This window comes from Kitasatospora sp. NPDC101801, from assembly GCF_044766665.1.
GTDB lineage: Bacteria > Actinomycetota > Actinomycetes > Streptomycetales > Streptomycetaceae > Kitasatospora.
In genome coordinates this window covers 65,463-79,368 of record NZ_JBIWML010000037.1, presented here as the reverse complement: position 1 = coordinate 79,368, position 13,906 = coordinate 65,463, and the positions used below count along the sequence as shown (strand labels likewise).

Here is a 13,906-nt window from a genome sequence, read left to right as displayed (position 1 = left end):
GTGGCGGAGGTGCCGATCACGTTCGTGGAGCGTGAGCTGGGTGCGTCCAAGATGAGCCGGGGCATCGTGCTGGAGGCCCTGTGGCGGGTCACCGCATGGGGACTCACCGCCCGCCTCAACAAGATCACCGGGAAGAAGTAACCGCAGGGTCGGCGGCGCCCGGGACGTGCGTGATCACTCACCTGGGCGCGCCTACCCGGCGGTCCCGGCGGTTTCCTCCCAAGCTGGAGCCCTACGGTGCCCGGCCCGGGCCCACCGCGCCGACCAGGGAGCCGATGTGACGCCGTCCCAGCCCGAAGGGACCGCCGGAGTCCAACCGGCCGGTGCGGGCCACCCGGGCCCGGCACCGGCCCCGCTGCGGATCGAGGTCTTCACCGGCCCCGAGACGGCCTTCTTCGCCACCTCCAGCCTGATCATGGGCGAGCGCACCGCGATCCTGGTCGACGCCCAGCTGACCCGGAGCGCGGGCCGGGAGCTGGCCGAGTGGGTGGCGGGCAAGGGCCGCCAGCTGCTCGCGGTGGTGATCACCCATCAGCATCCGGACCACTACTTCGGTGCCGAGGAGGTGCTCCGGCTCTTCCCGAAGGCGCAGCTGCTGGCCGCCCCGCTGGTGGTGGAGGGGATCGTGGCGACGCTGGCCGCCAAGGTGGCCCAGTGGAAGCCGGTGTACGGGGACGACATCCCCGACCACCCGCTGGTGCCCGCCCCGCTGCTGCCACAGCCGCTGATGATCGACCGTCAGCTGATCCGGGTGCTCAGCCTCGGGCAGGGCGACAGCGCGGGCTCCACCGTGGTGCACGTCCCGGGCAGCCGCACCGTGGTCGCCGGGGACTTCGTCTACAACGGCACCCACGTCTGGACGGCGGACACCGACCCGGCCGAACGCGAGCAGTGGTCGCACAACCTCGCCCGGCTGGCCGACCTCGGCGCCGACCGGGTGATCGCCGGCCACCGGGTGCCCGGGGCGGACGACGACGCGATGCGGGTGCTCACCTTCACCAGCGAGTACCTGCAGGACTTCGACCGCGCACTGGCCGCCCACCCCGACGACGCCGAGGCCCTGGCCGCGATGGTCAACGAGCGGTACGGCGGGCTGACCCTCCCGGTGATGCTCGAGCTCAGCGCGGCGGCCAACGTGCTCACGCCCGAGGAGCTGTCCAACGGCGACAACGGCATCGTGGACGCGGAGATCGTCGAGGACCCGTGAGCGGGACACCGGCGGGATGACCGCCTACGACGCACTCGTCCTCGCCGGGGGCGCGGCCCGCCGGCTCGGCGGGGCGGACAAGCCGGGCCTGACGGTCGGCGGGCACACCCTGCTCGACCGGGTGCTCGCCGCCTGCCCCGACGCCCGCACGGTGGTGGTGGTCGGCCCCGAGCGGCCGACCGAGCGCGGCGGCGTGCACTGGACCCGGGAGGACCCGCCCGGTGGCGGCCCGGTTGCGGCGGTCGCGGCCGGGCTCGGGCAGCTCACCGCGGACCGGGTGCTGCTGCTCGCGGCGGACCTGCCGTTCCTGGACGGGCGGACCGTCGGACGGCTGCTGGACGCGCTCGCGGAGCACGACGGGGCGCTGCTGGTCGACGCGGCCGGCCGGGACCAGCTGCTGGTGGGCGCCTACCGCACCCCGGCCCTCCGGGCCGCCCTGGCCGGGCTCGGCGATCCGGTCGGGCTCCCGCTCAGACACCTGCTCGCCCCGCTCCGCCCGGCCCGGCTGGCGGACCCGGACGGGGTCTCGTACGACTGCGACACCTGGGAGGACCTCGAACTGGCCCGGCTCCGGGACGCATAGCTCCTTGCAGGTGCTCAGCCGTTGACCACCCCGGGGGCTCGGGGCTCTGCTGGTGTGCGGCTCCGCCGCGCGGGCGACGCCGGCCTTTTGCAGGTGGCTCGGGCAGCTACGGTCAGGGGCTCGGGGAACTGCGACGCCGGCCTCGGAAGAGGTCACGCGTGCGTAGGCGGTCAGGCACTTTCGCAGTGACCCGAACGCCAGATCTCCTCGCCCACGCGGCGGAGCCGCACGTCAGCAGAGCCCCGAGCCCCTGGATCGTCGACGGCTGAGCACCTGCCAAAAGGTCGGCGTCGTGCGCTCACGGGTGGGGGTGGGGCCGGGTGAGGGAAGCGACGCGCGGTGGTGATGCCCCGGAGCGTGGCGGGGGGCGGTGGATCAGGCAGCATGGGGCCATGGAGCGCACGCTGGATGACTGGATCGCCGACGTCGCCACCGAACTGGGCATCGACCTGGAGGTGGACGTGGCCGGGCTGCTGGACCTCGCCCGGGTGGTGGCGCACGGGGTGGCCAGGCCCGCCGCACCGCTGACGGCGTTCCTGGTCGGCTATGCGGCCGCCCAGCAGGGCGGCGGACCCGCCGAGGTGGCCAAGGCGCAGGCACGGACGGCGGCGCTGGCCGAACGCTGGGCCGGAGAGCAGGCGTGACCACGGTGGCGGCGGCCGCCACCGTGCCGGGTCTGCACCACTGCGGGTGGCCGCAGGCCCGCCGGGCCGCGCGGCTGGCGGTCCGTCAGCCGCTGCCGACGGTCGCGCTGGCGCTGGGTGGGGCGCTCGGGCAGACCCTGGCGGAGCCGTTGGCGGCGCTCACCGACCTGCCGTCCTTCGACACGTCCGCGATGGACGGCTGGGCGGTGGCCGGGCCGGGGCCGTGGCGGCTGGCGGGACGGGTGCTGGCGGGGGAGTCGTGCGGCCCGCTGGCCGACGGGGCGGCGGTGCAGATCGCCACGGGGGCGCAGCTGCCGCCGGGTGCCACCGGGGTGCTGCGCCGGGAGCACGGCCGGACCGACGGGGTGGTGCTGCACGGGCGGGGCGAGGTGACGCCGGGTCAGGACGTCCGGCCCCGTGGTCAGGAGTGCCGTCGGGGCGAGGCGTTGCTGGCGGCCGGGACGGTGGTGACCCCGGCGGTGCTCGGGCTGGCCGCCGCCTGTGGGTACGACCGGCTGACCGTGCACCGCCGGCCGACCGTCGAACTGCTGCTGCTCGGTGACGAACTGCTGGACTCCGGCCTCCCCGGGGCGGGCCTGGTCCGGGACGCGCTCGGCCCGCTGCTGCCGCCGTGGCTGGCCGCGGCCGGTGCGGAGCTGGTCGGGCAGCGCCGGGTCGGGGACGACTTCGGGCTGCTCCGGGACGTGATCCGGCACTCGTCCGCCGATGTGGTGGTCACCACCGGCGGGACGGCCGCCGGCCCGGTGGACCACCTGCACGAGGCGCTGGCCGCAGCCGGTGCCCGGCTGCTGGTGGACGGTGTGGCGGTCCGTCCTGGCCACCCGATGCTGCTGGCCGAACTGCCGGACGGGCGGCACCTGGTGGGTCTGCCGGGCAACCCGTTGGCGGCCGTCGCGGGCACCGTCACGCTGGCCCTGCCGCTGCTCGGCCGACTGGCCGGCCGCCCGGGGCCGGAGCTGCGGACCGAGCCGGTGGCCGTCGCGCTGCCCGGCCATCCGACCGACACCCGGCTGGTCCCGGTGGTCAGGACCGACCGGGGCCTGGTGCCGTTGGCCTTCGACGGCCCGGCGATGCTGCGCGGCCTGGCCCTGGCCGAGGCGCTCGCGGTGGTCCCGCCCGGTGGTGTCCCGGCCGACGGCCGGGCCGAGACCCTGGCCACGCCCTGACGGTCGCTCAGGCCGGTTTGATGGTGATGACGCGGTCGGTGAGCTGCAGGACGGCGGCCTCCGGCTCGGTGTAGTTCAACACCCGCCGCCCCCGCACCACCGCCACCACCAGATCCGCACACTCCCGCGGACTGCGCCCCGCCTCCGCCCGGGTCACCGGACGCTCCACCACGTCCAGCCCGTTCCCGTACGTCAACAGGTCCTCCATCACCGCCCCCGCATGCGGACTCAGCATCGACATCCCCAACAGACGCCCCGCCGAACTCGAACTCGTCACCACCACATCCGCACCACTCTGCCGCAACAACGGCGCGTTCTCGTCCTCCCGCACCGCCGCCACCACCGTCGCCCCCTTGTTCAACTGACGCGCCGTCAACGTCACCAACACCGCCGTGTCATCCCGGCCCGGGGAGACCACCACCCGGGCCGCCCGCCCGAGTTCGGCGCGCAGCAGGGTGTCCGTCCGGGTGGCGTCGCCCTGGACGCCGACCAGGCCGTCCATCGCCGCCTGCTCGATCACCTTCGCCTGGGGGTCGACGATCACGATCTCGGTCCGCGCCACCCCCTGACCCAACAGGGTCGCCACCGCATGGCGCCCCTTGGTCCCGTACCCGATCACGACGGTGTGCTCGCGCACGGTGTCCTTCCACCGGCCGATCCGCCACTGCTGACGGGTCCGTTCGGTCAGCACCTCCAGGGTGGTGCCGACCAGGATGATCAGGAAGACCACCCGCAGCGGCGTGATCACCAGGATGTTGGTCAGCCGGGCCCCGTCGCTGACCGGTGTGATGTCGCCGTACCCCGTGGTGGAGAGCGTGACGGTGGCGTAGTACGCGGCGTCCAGCAGGTCCACCGCGCCGTCGGAGTTGTCGTTGTAGCCGCTGCGGTCCAGCCAGACGATCAGCGTGGTGGCGATCAGCACGGTCAGGGCCAGCACCAGCCGCCGGGAGACCTGGCGCAGCGGTGGCTCCGGTGGCCGGGTCGGCAGCGTGATCCGGCTGCCGGACTCGGCGTCGGGATCAGGGCGTCGACCCAGGCGGTACCGCGAGCGCCCGGGCCCGGAAGGCTGATCGTTCTTCGTCACGTGGACCAGGATGACGGCAGCATCCGTGCGGCGGCGACTCCCGTCTGGCGAGTCGTGAGATCAACCGGAGTGGTCAGCGCAACGGCGTCCGTCAGTTCTTCGCCTTCCTGCCGCAGTGCCGGCCGGTGTGCTGGCCCTCGAAATCCGACCGGCCTCGGTATCGTCGCCGGCATCCCCCGTCGTCAACCCGCTGGAGGTCCACCGTGCGCGAGCACACCGTCGTGATCGGGTACGGGACCAAGGGGCGCCATGCGGTGGCGACCCTGTTGGGTCAGGGGGTGGCGCGGACCGAGATCGTGATCGTCGACCCGCTCCGCAAGGTGGTCGACCAGGCCACCCGGGACGGACTGACCGGCGTGATCGGGGACGCGACCCGGACGGACACCCTGCTCCGGGCCGAACTGCCCACCGCCAGCCGGGTGGTGGTCGCGCCGGAGCGGGATGACACGGCGGTGTTGGTGACGTTGACGGCGCGTCAGTTGAACAAGGGGGCGACGGTGGTGGCGGCGGTGCGGGAGGACGAGAACGCGCCGTTGTTGCGGCAGAGTGGTGCGGATGTGGTGGTGACGAGTTCGAGTTCGGCGGGGCGTCTGTTGGGGATGTCGATGCTGAGTCCGCATGCGGGGGCGGTGATGGAGGACCTGTTGACGTACGGGAACGGGCTGGACGTGGTGGAGCGTCCGGTGACCCGGGCGGAGGCGGGGCGCAGTCCGCGGGAGTGTGCGGATCTGGTGGTGGCGGTGGTGCGGGGGCGGCGGGTGTTGAACTACACCGAGCCGGAGGCCGCTGTCCTGCAGCTCACCGACCGCGTCATCACCATCCAGCAGGCGGCCCCGCCGGCCTGAGGCCGCTGCCGCGACCTCCGTGATCGGCCCCGTTCGGGGCAGTACCGTCGGGGTCATGCATGCGATGACGATTCCTCAGCCCGGTGGTCCCGAAGCGCTGGTGTGGGCGGAGGTGCCCGACCCGGTGCCCGCCGCCGGGGAGGTGCTGGTCGAGATCACGGCCAGTGCCGTGAACCGGGCCGACCTGCTGCAGCGGGAGGGCCGCTACGCACCGCCGGCCGGAACCTCGCCGTACCCCGGGCTGGAGTGCTCGGGACGGATCGTCGCTCTCGGGGCCGGGGTGGCCGGCTGGGCGGTCGGCGACCAGGTCTGCGCCCTGCTGGTGGGCGGCGGCTACGCCGAGCTGGTGGCCGTCCCGGTCGGCCAGCTGCTGCCAGTGCCGGAGGGGTTGAGCCTGACCGAGGCGGCCGCGCTGCCGGAGGTGGCCTGCACGGTCTGGTCCAACCTGTTCATGGTCGCGCACCTGCGCCCCGCCGAGACCGTGCTGCTGCACGGCGGCGCCAGCGGGATCGGCACGATGGCGATCCAGCTGGCCAAGGCGGTCGGGGCCAGGGTGCTGGTCACCGCCGGGAGCGCGGAGAAGCTGGCCCGCTGCGCCGAGCTCGGCGCGGACGTCGGCATCGACTACCGGAAGCAGGACTTCGTCGAGGAGGTCGCGGCCGCCACCGGTGGGGCCGGGGCGGACGTGATCCTGGACATCATGGGCGCCAAGTACCTGGACCGGAACCTCGACGCGCTGGCGACCAACGGCCGCCTGGTCGTGATCGGGTTGCAGGGCGGGGTGAAGGGCGAGCTGGACCTCTCCAAGCTGCTGGTCAAGCGGGCCGCCGTGGCCGCCACCACGCTGCGGGCCCGGCCGCTGGGCGAGAAGGCGGCGATCGTGGCGGGGGTCCGCGAGCACGTCTGGCCGCTGATCGAGGCGGGGGTGGTGAAGCCGGTGATCGACCGGGTGCTGCCGATGACGGCGGCGGCGGACGCGCACCGCGTGCTGGAGGCGGGGGAGCAGGTCGGCAAGGTGCTGCTCGCGCGCTGACCCGAGGGTCCGCCGTGGCGCCGGACGGGGGCTGCGGCGGACCACCAGGTGAGTCCGAAATGCCCTGAATGTCGGAGTGTGTGAGGCTGGTGCGGAGCTGTCCCGCCGCCGTCCGCGTCGCAGCGCGGGCGGCCGTCGGAAGGACCTCCCTCCGTGGCCGCACTTCCGTTCGCGTTCTCAGCACGTCCTGGTCCGGTGGTGCGGTGGCGTACCGCCGTGCTGGCCGGGGTGACGGTCCCGCTGCTGCTGGCCGGGCCGGTCGCCCTGGCGGACCAGCGGGAGCCGGTCGGCCCGCCGCAGGTGGTGGTGCTGCCGTCCATGCCCTCGGTGGTGATACCCGAGCTTCCGGTGCTGCCCCAGCTGCCCGCCCTGCCGACCGTCCAGTTGCCGGTCCGCCCGGGGACGACCCCGGTGCGGACCGTCCCGGCGAACCCCGAGCGGCCCGAGCGGCCCGAGCGCCCCGAGCCGTCGCGGGCGGTCGACCCCTCGCCCGTACCGTCGGTGGCGCCGACGGCCGCCCCGACGCCGTCCGTCGTGCCCAGTGCGGGTCCGTCGGCCGGCCCGTCCGCCGAGCCGAGCCCGCTGCCGACGCCCACCCCGACGCCTGCGGCGGAGCCGACGCCGCTGCCGAGCCCGGTGGCCGAGCCGACCCCGGTGGCCGCCGCCGCTCCGGCGGTGCCCGCGCCGCCGGTGGCGCCGGCCCGGCCGCACCAGGAGCCCGTGCTCCAGCCGCCCGCTCCGGCGGCCCCCGCCGTCGAGCAGTTCGCCGCCCCGTCGGCCGCGCGGGTCGCCCCGGCCGCTCCCGTCCTCCCCGCCGGGCCGGCTGCTCCGGCGGCCGAGGCGGGTGACCGGGCGGACCCGACCGAGCCGGCCGCCGAGGCCGGGACCGTCGAGGCGGCCGACCACCGGCCGGCCACGGCCGTCCGGATGGCGACCGGGTTCACCGCCCCGCTGCGCTGGACCGACGCCTCCAACCTGCAACTGCCGCTCGGCGCCGGACTGGCGATGATCGGCTGCGGCCTGGGGCTGGTCGGCCTGCGGCTGCGCCGCCGCTGACACCGGGTCAGCGCGGATGACCGGCGCGGGCGGCCCGGTACCCGGCATGATGGGCGACGAGTTGACCCTCTCCCCGCGTGAAGCATATGAAGGAGCTATGACTAAGCCGATGAACGAACGGTCGCAGTCGGAGGACGCCCCGAAGGTGCTGGTCGTGGGCCCGGACGGGATGCCGATCGGGGCGGTCCCCGGATCCGGCTTCGGCCGGATCGGCGAGGGCGAGGCGATGGAGCCGCGCGAGCTGCCGGTGACCGAGATGGTCGAGCAGCCCGCCAAGGTCATGCGGATCGGCAGCATGATCAAGCAGCTGCTGGAGGAGGTCCGGATGGCCCCCCTCGACGCCCCGAGCCGGGCCCGACTGAAGGACATCCACGCCAGCTCGATCAAGGAGCTGGAGCTCGGCCTGGCGCCGGAGCTGGTGGAGGAGCTGGAGCGGCTCTCGCTGCCGTTCACCGAGGACACCATCCCGACCGAGGCCGAGCTGCGGATCGCCCAGGCCCAGCTGGTCGGTTGGCTGGAGGGCCTGTTCCACGGCATCCAGACCGCGCTGTTCGCCCAGCAGATGGCCGCCCGGGCCCAGTTGGAGCAGATGCGGCGCGCGCTGCCGCCCGGCAGCCACGGTGCCGAACCGGAGTTCGACGAGCCGGCCGAGGGGCGCGGCATCCGTTCGGGGCCGTACCTGTAGAGCTGCTGCGCGGACTTCGTTCCAGCTCGGACACGGCCCCGCCCCGGCACCCGGTGGCGGCGGACCGAGCCGATACCCTGACCCCTGTCGCCGGGCCCCTGCGGGCCGGCGGCCGGGGTCGGTCCGGTTCGGGAACCGGACGGCTGCGCAGCCGGGACACCTCCGCAGCCGGAGGGGGAAGCAGGAGAGCATGAGCGGCGAGGACGGCAGCACGGTCGGGGGCCACTCGCTGGCGGGCGGCCGGTACGTGCTGCGGCACCTGCTCGGCCAGGGTGGGATGGCCTCCGTCCACCTGGCGCACGACACCGTGCTGGACCGCAAGGTGGCGGTGAAGACCCTGCACACCGAGCTGGGCCGGGAGCAGGCGTTCCGGGAGCGGTTCCGCCGGGAGGCGCAGGCGGTCGCCAGGCTCCAGCACACCAACATCGTCTCGGTCTTCGACAGTGGCGAGGACGTCGGCCCGGACGGTGCGACCACCCCCTACATCGTGATGGAGTACGTCGAGGGCGAGTCCCTGCGCGACGTGCTGAACGAGGCGATCGCCCGGCACGGCGCGATGCCCGCCGACCAGGCGCTGAAGATCACCGGTGCGGTGCTGTCCGCACTGGAGGCCTCGCACGACCAGGGCCTGGTGCACCGGGACATCAAGCCGGGCAACGTGATGGTCAGCGCCAAGGGCACCGTGAAGGTGATGGACTTCGGCATCGCCCGCGCCCTGCAGTCCGGGGTGACCTCGATGACCCAGACCGGCATGGTGGTCGGCACCCCGCAGTACCTCTCGCCGGAGCAGGCGCTCGGCAAGAGCGTGGACGCCCGCTCGGACCTCTACTCGGTCGGCTGCATGCTGTTCGAGCTGCTCACCGGGCAGCTGCCGTTCGACGGCGACTCGCCCTTCTCGATCGCGTACAAGCACGTGCAGGAGGAGCCGCCCTCGCCGTCCGGGCTGAACCCGGCGGTCCGCCCCGGGGTGGACGCCCTGGTGGCCCGCGCGCTGCGCAAGGACCCGGGGCACCGGTTCCCCACCGCCGAGGCGATGCGGGCCGAGCTGGAGCGGATCGCGGCCGGGGCGCCGGACGCCGGGACGCCGCTGCGCACGGTCACCCCGCTGGTGATCGGCGAGGGTCCGCGCTCGGTGTCGGCCGGCGGCGCGGCCGCGGTCGGGGGTTCGCTGACCGGCTTCCCGCAGGTCGGCGGCGACCTGCGCGGGCCCGCCCCGCAGGTGCACCAGCCCTACCAGCCGTCCACTCCGCCGCCGTACGGGCCGCAGACCCCGCCGCCGGTGTTCGCCCAGCCGTACCCGGGGCCGCACACGCCGGGGCCGTTCCCGCAGCAGCAGGGGTACCCGGTGGCTCAGCCGCAGTATCCCCAGCAGCCGTACGCCGCACCGCGGTTCGCCCCGCAGCCGGCCAAGGGCAACGGCTGCTCGACCGCGTTGGTGGTGGTCGGGGTGATCATCGGGGTGATCCTGCTGGCCTGCGTGATCGTCGCGATCGTGGCGGCCAAGCAGGAGAAGCAGCGGGAGCAGGACACGTACGGTACCGGTGGGTCGGCGGCTTCGAGCCAGTACCTTCCGGACCGGCCGATCTGACCGTCGTACCGGCTCCGCCACGGCACGCCGGACCCGCCGAAGCGGTAGCGTTCCAAGGACGCAACTGACAGGGCGAACGGCCCGGGGCGAGGAGTGATGGCACAGACACAGCAGCCGGGCCACGGCGCGGACGAGACCCCCGAGACGCCCGAGGTGCCGGCGGCCACCCCCACGCCCAGCGCCGCCGAGACGGCGGAGACGGCTGTCCTGCCCGCCGGCGGCGGCGCCGGCCCGGCGACCCCCGGCCGGGGCACCGCCGCACCGCTCGGCACCGTCGGCGAGGGCCGCTACCGGCTGACCCACCGGCTCGGCCGGGGCGGGATGGCCGAGGTGTTCGCGGCCCAGGACGTCCGGCTGGCCCGGACGGTGGCGGTCAAGCTGCTCCGTACCGAACTCGCCCAGGACGAGACCGCCCGGCTCCGGTTCACCCGCGAGGCGCACTCGGTCGCCTCGCTCAACCATCACTCGATCGTCGCGGTCTACGACACCGGCGAGGAGATCGAGAACGGCGAGTCCACGCCGTACATCGTGATGGAGCTGGTCGAGGGCCGCACCGTCCGCGAACTGCTGGTGGACGAGGAGGCGCCGCCGGTCGACCAGGCGCTGATCATCATCGCCGGGGTGCTGGAGGCGCTCGCCTACAGCCACCGGCACGGCATCGTGCACCGCGACATCAAGCCCGCCAACGTGATCATCACGACCGGCGGCGCGGTCAAGGTGATGGACTTCGGGATCGCCCGCGCGCTCACCGGCGCGGCCAGCACGATGACCCAGACCGGCATGGTGATGGGCACCCCGCAGTACCTCTCGCCCGAGCAGGCGCTCGGCAAGGCGGTCGACCACCGCTCCGACCTGTACGCGGCCGGCTGCATGCTGTACGAACTGCTGGCGCTGCGACCGCCGTTCACCGGCGACACCCCGCTCTCGGTGGTCTACCAGCACGTCCAGGACGCGCCGGTGCCGCCCTCGCAGGCCAACGACCGGGTGCCGGTCGAGCTGGACGCGCTGGTGCTGCGCTCGCTGGCGAAGGACCCGGACGACCGGTTCCAGAGCGCGGACGAGTTCCGGGCGCACCTGCAGCACGCCCTGCGCGAGATGCACGGTGCGGCGGGGGCCGGGTACGCGGCGGGTGCCGCAGCCGCGGCCGCCGCGGCGGCCGGGCTGGCGGCGGCCGGGTCCGGGAACACCGGGGGCTACCCCGGCTACGAGGGAGTCCCGAGCGGGGGCACCGCGATCACCGAGCCGCTCGGTGGGGTCGGGGCGTCCACCGACCCGACGGCCGTGCTCGGCTACCCGGTGGGCTCACCGTTCAGGACGCCCTCGGCGCCGTATCCCGCCGTGGGCGGGGGCGGTGACGACGGGTCAGCGGACGACGAACCGAAGCGGCGACGGAACCCCTGGCCGGTGGTGGCCGGGGTGCTGCTGGTGCTCGGCGCCGCAGGCGTCGGCATCGGGCTGGCGCTGAACGGCAACCACGGCACCGGCACGCCGGTCAGCCCGGCGACCTCGGACTCCGCCCCGGTCACGCCCAGCCCGTCGGCGGACACCCCGAGCCCGTCGGCCTCCAAGAACACCAGCAGGACCCCGTCGCCGACCCCGACGCCGACCCCCACGCCGACGCCGACTCCGACGCCCACTCCGACCCCGACACCCACCCCGACGCCGTCGCCGAGCCCGTCGAAGTCGTCGTCGCCGACCCCGACGCCCACCCCGACTCCGACGCCCACGCCGACCCCCACCCCGCCGGCGAGCAGCCCTCCGGCGGCGGAGCCGAACCAGCTGAACTCCTAGGCAGGCGCTCGGCTTTTTGCAGGGCGTTCAGTTGCACTGCCCAGGGGCTCGGGGCTGCGAGGAGATCTGGCGTTCGGGTCACTGCGAAAGTGCCTGACCGCCCACGCAGGGATCACCTTGCAAGGGCTGGCGTCGCAGTTCCCCGAGCCCCTGGACCGTAGCTGGCTGAGCACCTGCAAAAAGTCGGCGTCGCCCGCGCGGCGGAGCCGCACCTCAGCAGAGCCCCGAGCTCCTGGCTCCGTAGCGGGCTGGGCATCTGCCGAAAGGCCGGCGTCGCCCGTGAGGTCAGTTGGTCAGGGCGTCCAGGACCTGTTCGTACTCCTGGCACCACCAGGTGAGTTGGGCGGCCGAGGCGGGGAAGAGCGGGTCGGCGCGGTGGTCGGCGCGTTGGTAGTGCCACTGGAGCATCCAGAGGTCGTTGAGGCGTTCCCACCAGACCCGGTGGGCGGCGGCCGCCAGGTCGGCTGCGGTGGCGGCGCCGGTCGCGCGGTAGGCGCGGGACCAGCGGCGGACCCGGTTGAGGTCGAGGACGCCGGTGGTGCGGTCGTCGAAGAGCAGGGTGGCGGCCCGGACGGCCTCCTCGGCCTGTGGGCGGAGGCCGAGTTTGTCCCAGTCCAGGACGGCGGTCACCCGGCCCTGCCGGTGGAGCAGGTTGAGGCTGTGGAAGTCGCCGTGGGTCCAGCCGGTGGGCGGGGCGGCCTGTGGGGCGGGGCGGCGGTGGCGGTGGGTGTCGAGCAGGTCGAGCCGTTCGGTGAGCCGTCGTACGGCGAGGGTGTCGAAGGGGGCGGGCCCGGCGGCGACGGCCCGGTCGCGGAGGCGGCCGACCAGCCGGGCGGTCTCCTCGGGATCGGCGGACCGGTGGCCGGCCGGCTGCCGGACGGGGGCGCAGACCCGGGCCAGGGCGCTGTGCAGACGGCCGAGCAGGGCACCGAGGTCGCCGCCCTCCCGGAGGTCGAGCTCGGTGCCGTGCCGGTGGTCGCCCTCGACCCAGGGGAAGAGCGCGAACAGGCGGCCCTCCCGGCTGGTGCAGGTGCGGCCGTCCCTGGTCCGGACCGGGGACGCGACCGGCAGCCCGAGCGCTGCCAGCGCGGTGGTCGCGCGGTGCTGGGCGGCCACGACGGGGCGGGTGGCGGTGGCCTGGTCGACGTAGCACTTGAGGAAGAACCGGCCGGCTCCGGTCTCCACCCGGTACCCCCGGTTGAGCAGCCCCTCGGCGACCGGTATGGCGCTGAACCGGGTGAGCCGGTACGTGCGCAGCACCCCGGCCAGGGTGCGGTCCTGCACCGGGGGACTGAGCGTGCCGATGGGGGGTGCGCTGGTGTCCGGGCGGGCCGGTGCGCACGCGAAGGAGGTGCCGTGGGTCACGTGCCCTGAGCGTAGTGCTTGCCCGCAGGGGTACTTGACACGGCGTCGGCGATCTGATCTCAGTGGTGGTGGTCCGCCTGGTGCCGCGCGACGTACGCGGCGGCCTGGGTCCGGCGCTCCATGCCCATCTTGGCGAGCAGGCTGGAGACGTAGTTCTTCACGGTCTTCTCGGCCAGGTGGAGCTCGTTGCCGATCTGCCGGTTGGTCATCCCCTCGCCGATCAGGTCGAGGATCCGGCGCTCCTGCTTCGTCAACTGGGCGAGCCGTTCGTCCTCCTTCTCGCCCCCGTCGCGGAGCCGGGCGAGCACCCGGCTGGTGGCGATCGGGTCGAGCAGGGACTTGCCCGCCGCCACGTCGCGGACGGCCGAGAGCAGGTCGGTGCCCCGGATCGCCTTCAGGACGTACCCGGAGGCCCCGGCCATGATGGCGTCGAAGAGCGCCTCGTCGTCCGAGAAGGAGGTGAGCATCAGGCACTTGATCTCGGGGTGCTGGGAGCGCACCTCGCGGCAGACCTCGACCCCGTTGCCGTCCGGCAGCCGGACGTCGAGCACGGCCACGTCCGGTCGCACGGCCGGGATCCGGGTGAGCGCCTCGGCGGCGGTGCCGGCCTCGCCGACCACCTCGATGTCGTCCTCGATCGAGAGCAGCTCGTGCACGCCCCGTCGGACGACCTCATGATCATCGAGCAGGAATACCCTGATTTGTCCGTTTCCAGTCACGGCCAAATGCTCCCATGTATACGGACAGAAGACCTATCCTCCGTGCCGACCGGCGGCCGGAAATTGATGCCCGTTACCCCCTTACGCGGAGACTGCTGCCCGGATAGCGTGCGCAGGTG

General features: G+C 74.1%; 10 protein-coding genes and 4 pseudogenes. 11 read left to right on the top strand and 3 right to left on the bottom strand.

What is annotated here, in order from left to right; genetic code table 11:
* The 5 genes and pseudogenes from ACIRPK_RS29770 to ACIRPK_RS29750 all read left to right on the top strand — a co-directional run.
* A pseudogene (locus ACIRPK_RS29770) lies at nt 1-141 on the top strand (dolichol-phosphate mannosyltransferase); the annotation flags it as partial.
* Between the two features lie 136 nt (nt 142-277).
* Complete coding sequence (locus ACIRPK_RS29765) at nt 278-1,207, top strand: MBL fold metallo-hydrolase (RefSeq protein WP_403044010.1); 930 nt, start codon at nt 278-280, stop codon at nt 1,205-1,207.
* A gap of 16 nt (nt 1,208-1,223) precedes the next feature.
* A pseudogene (locus ACIRPK_RS29760) lies at nt 1,224-1,781 on the top strand (molybdenum cofactor guanylyltransferase); the annotation flags it as partial.
* A gap of 401 nt (nt 1,782-2,182) precedes the next feature.
* Nucleotides 2,183-2,434 carry a DUF6457 domain-containing protein gene (locus tag ACIRPK_RS29755; RefSeq protein ID WP_403044008.1) on the top strand — a complete coding sequence of 84 codons (252 nt, stop codon included), beginning with the start codon at nt 2,183-2,185 and terminating at the stop codon, nt 2,432-2,434.
* A complete protein-coding gene (locus tag ACIRPK_RS29750; protein WP_403044006.1) occupies nt 2,431-3,621 on the top strand; it encodes a molybdopterin molybdotransferase MoeA in 1,191 nt (396 codons plus the stop codon). The genes ACIRPK_RS29755 and ACIRPK_RS29750 overlap by 4 nt, the downstream gene beginning before the upstream one ends.
* 7 nt (nt 3,622-3,628) lie before the next feature.
* On the opposite strand, the gene ACIRPK_RS29745 is transcribed toward ACIRPK_RS29750, so the two are convergent.
* The gene (locus tag ACIRPK_RS29745; protein ID WP_403044014.1) at nt 3,629-4,657 is read right to left on the bottom strand and encodes a potassium channel family protein; all 1,029 of its coding nucleotides are present in this window, start codon (nt 4,655-4,657) and stop codon (nt 3,629-3,631) included.
* 233 nt (nt 4,658-4,890) lie between these two features.
* Between ACIRPK_RS29745 and ACIRPK_RS29740 the strand changes: the two are divergent.
* The 6 genes and pseudogenes from ACIRPK_RS29740 to ACIRPK_RS29715 form a co-directional block, all read left to right on the top strand.
* Nucleotides 4,891-5,550, top strand: a pseudogene (locus ACIRPK_RS29740) (potassium channel family protein); the annotation flags it as partial.
* Between the two features lie 55 nt (nt 5,551-5,605).
* Complete coding sequence (locus tag ACIRPK_RS29735; protein WP_403044003.1) at nt 5,606-6,583, top strand: NAD(P)H-quinone oxidoreductase; 978 nt, start codon at nt 5,606-5,608, stop codon at nt 6,581-6,583.
* A gap of 153 nt (nt 6,584-6,736) precedes the next feature.
* The gene (locus ACIRPK_RS29730; protein WP_403044001.1) at nt 6,737-7,639 is read left to right on the top strand and encodes a hypothetical protein; all 903 of its coding nucleotides are present in this window, start codon (nt 6,737-6,739) and stop codon (nt 7,637-7,639) included.
* A 97-nt stretch (nt 7,640-7,736) separates the two neighbouring features.
* Entirely contained in the window at nt 7,737-8,324 is a 588-nt protein-coding gene (locus ACIRPK_RS29725; RefSeq protein WP_403043999.1) for a bacterial proteasome activator family protein, read from the top strand.
* 190 nt (nt 8,325-8,514) lie between these two features.
* Nucleotides 8,515-9,852 (top strand): annotated as a pseudogene (locus ACIRPK_RS29720) (protein kinase); the annotation flags it as partial.
* 156 nt (nt 9,853-10,008) lie between these two features.
* Nucleotides 10,009-11,703: a protein kinase gene (locus ACIRPK_RS29715; RefSeq protein WP_403043996.1), complete on the top strand. Its 1,695-nt coding sequence runs from the start codon at nt 10,009-10,011 to the stop codon at nt 11,701-11,703.
* Nucleotides 11,704-11,988: 285 nt separating this feature from the next.
* On the opposite strand, the gene ACIRPK_RS29710 is transcribed toward ACIRPK_RS29715, so the two are convergent.
* A complete protein-coding gene (locus tag ACIRPK_RS29710; protein WP_403043993.1) occupies nt 11,989-13,068 on the bottom strand; it encodes a phosphotransferase enzyme family protein in 1,080 nt (359 codons plus the stop codon).
* A gap of 59 nt (nt 13,069-13,127) precedes the next feature.
* Nucleotides 13,128-13,787 carry a response regulator gene (locus ACIRPK_RS29705; RefSeq protein WP_403043992.1) on the bottom strand — a complete coding sequence of 220 codons (660 nt, stop codon included), beginning with the start codon at nt 13,785-13,787 and terminating at the stop codon, nt 13,128-13,130.
* Nucleotides 13,788-13,906: the final 119 nt, after the last annotated feature.

Bases quoted from the DNA above. Each gene is read 5' to 3' on its own strand.
- ACIRPK_RS29735 (WP_403044003.1), top strand. From the start codon at position 5,606: ATGCATGCGATGACGATTCCTCAGCCCGGTGGTCCCGAAGCGCTGGTG.
- ACIRPK_RS29755 (WP_403044008.1), top strand. From the start codon at position 2,183: ATGGAGCGCACGCTGGATGACTGGATCGCCGACGTCGCCACCGAACTG.
- ACIRPK_RS29715 (WP_403043996.1), top strand. From the start codon at position 10,009: ATGGCACAGACACAGCAGCCGGGCCACGGCGCGGACGAGACCCCCGAG.
- ACIRPK_RS29725 (WP_403043999.1), top strand. From the start codon at position 7,737: ATGACTAAGCCGATGAACGAACGGTCGCAGTCGGAGGACGCCCCGAAG.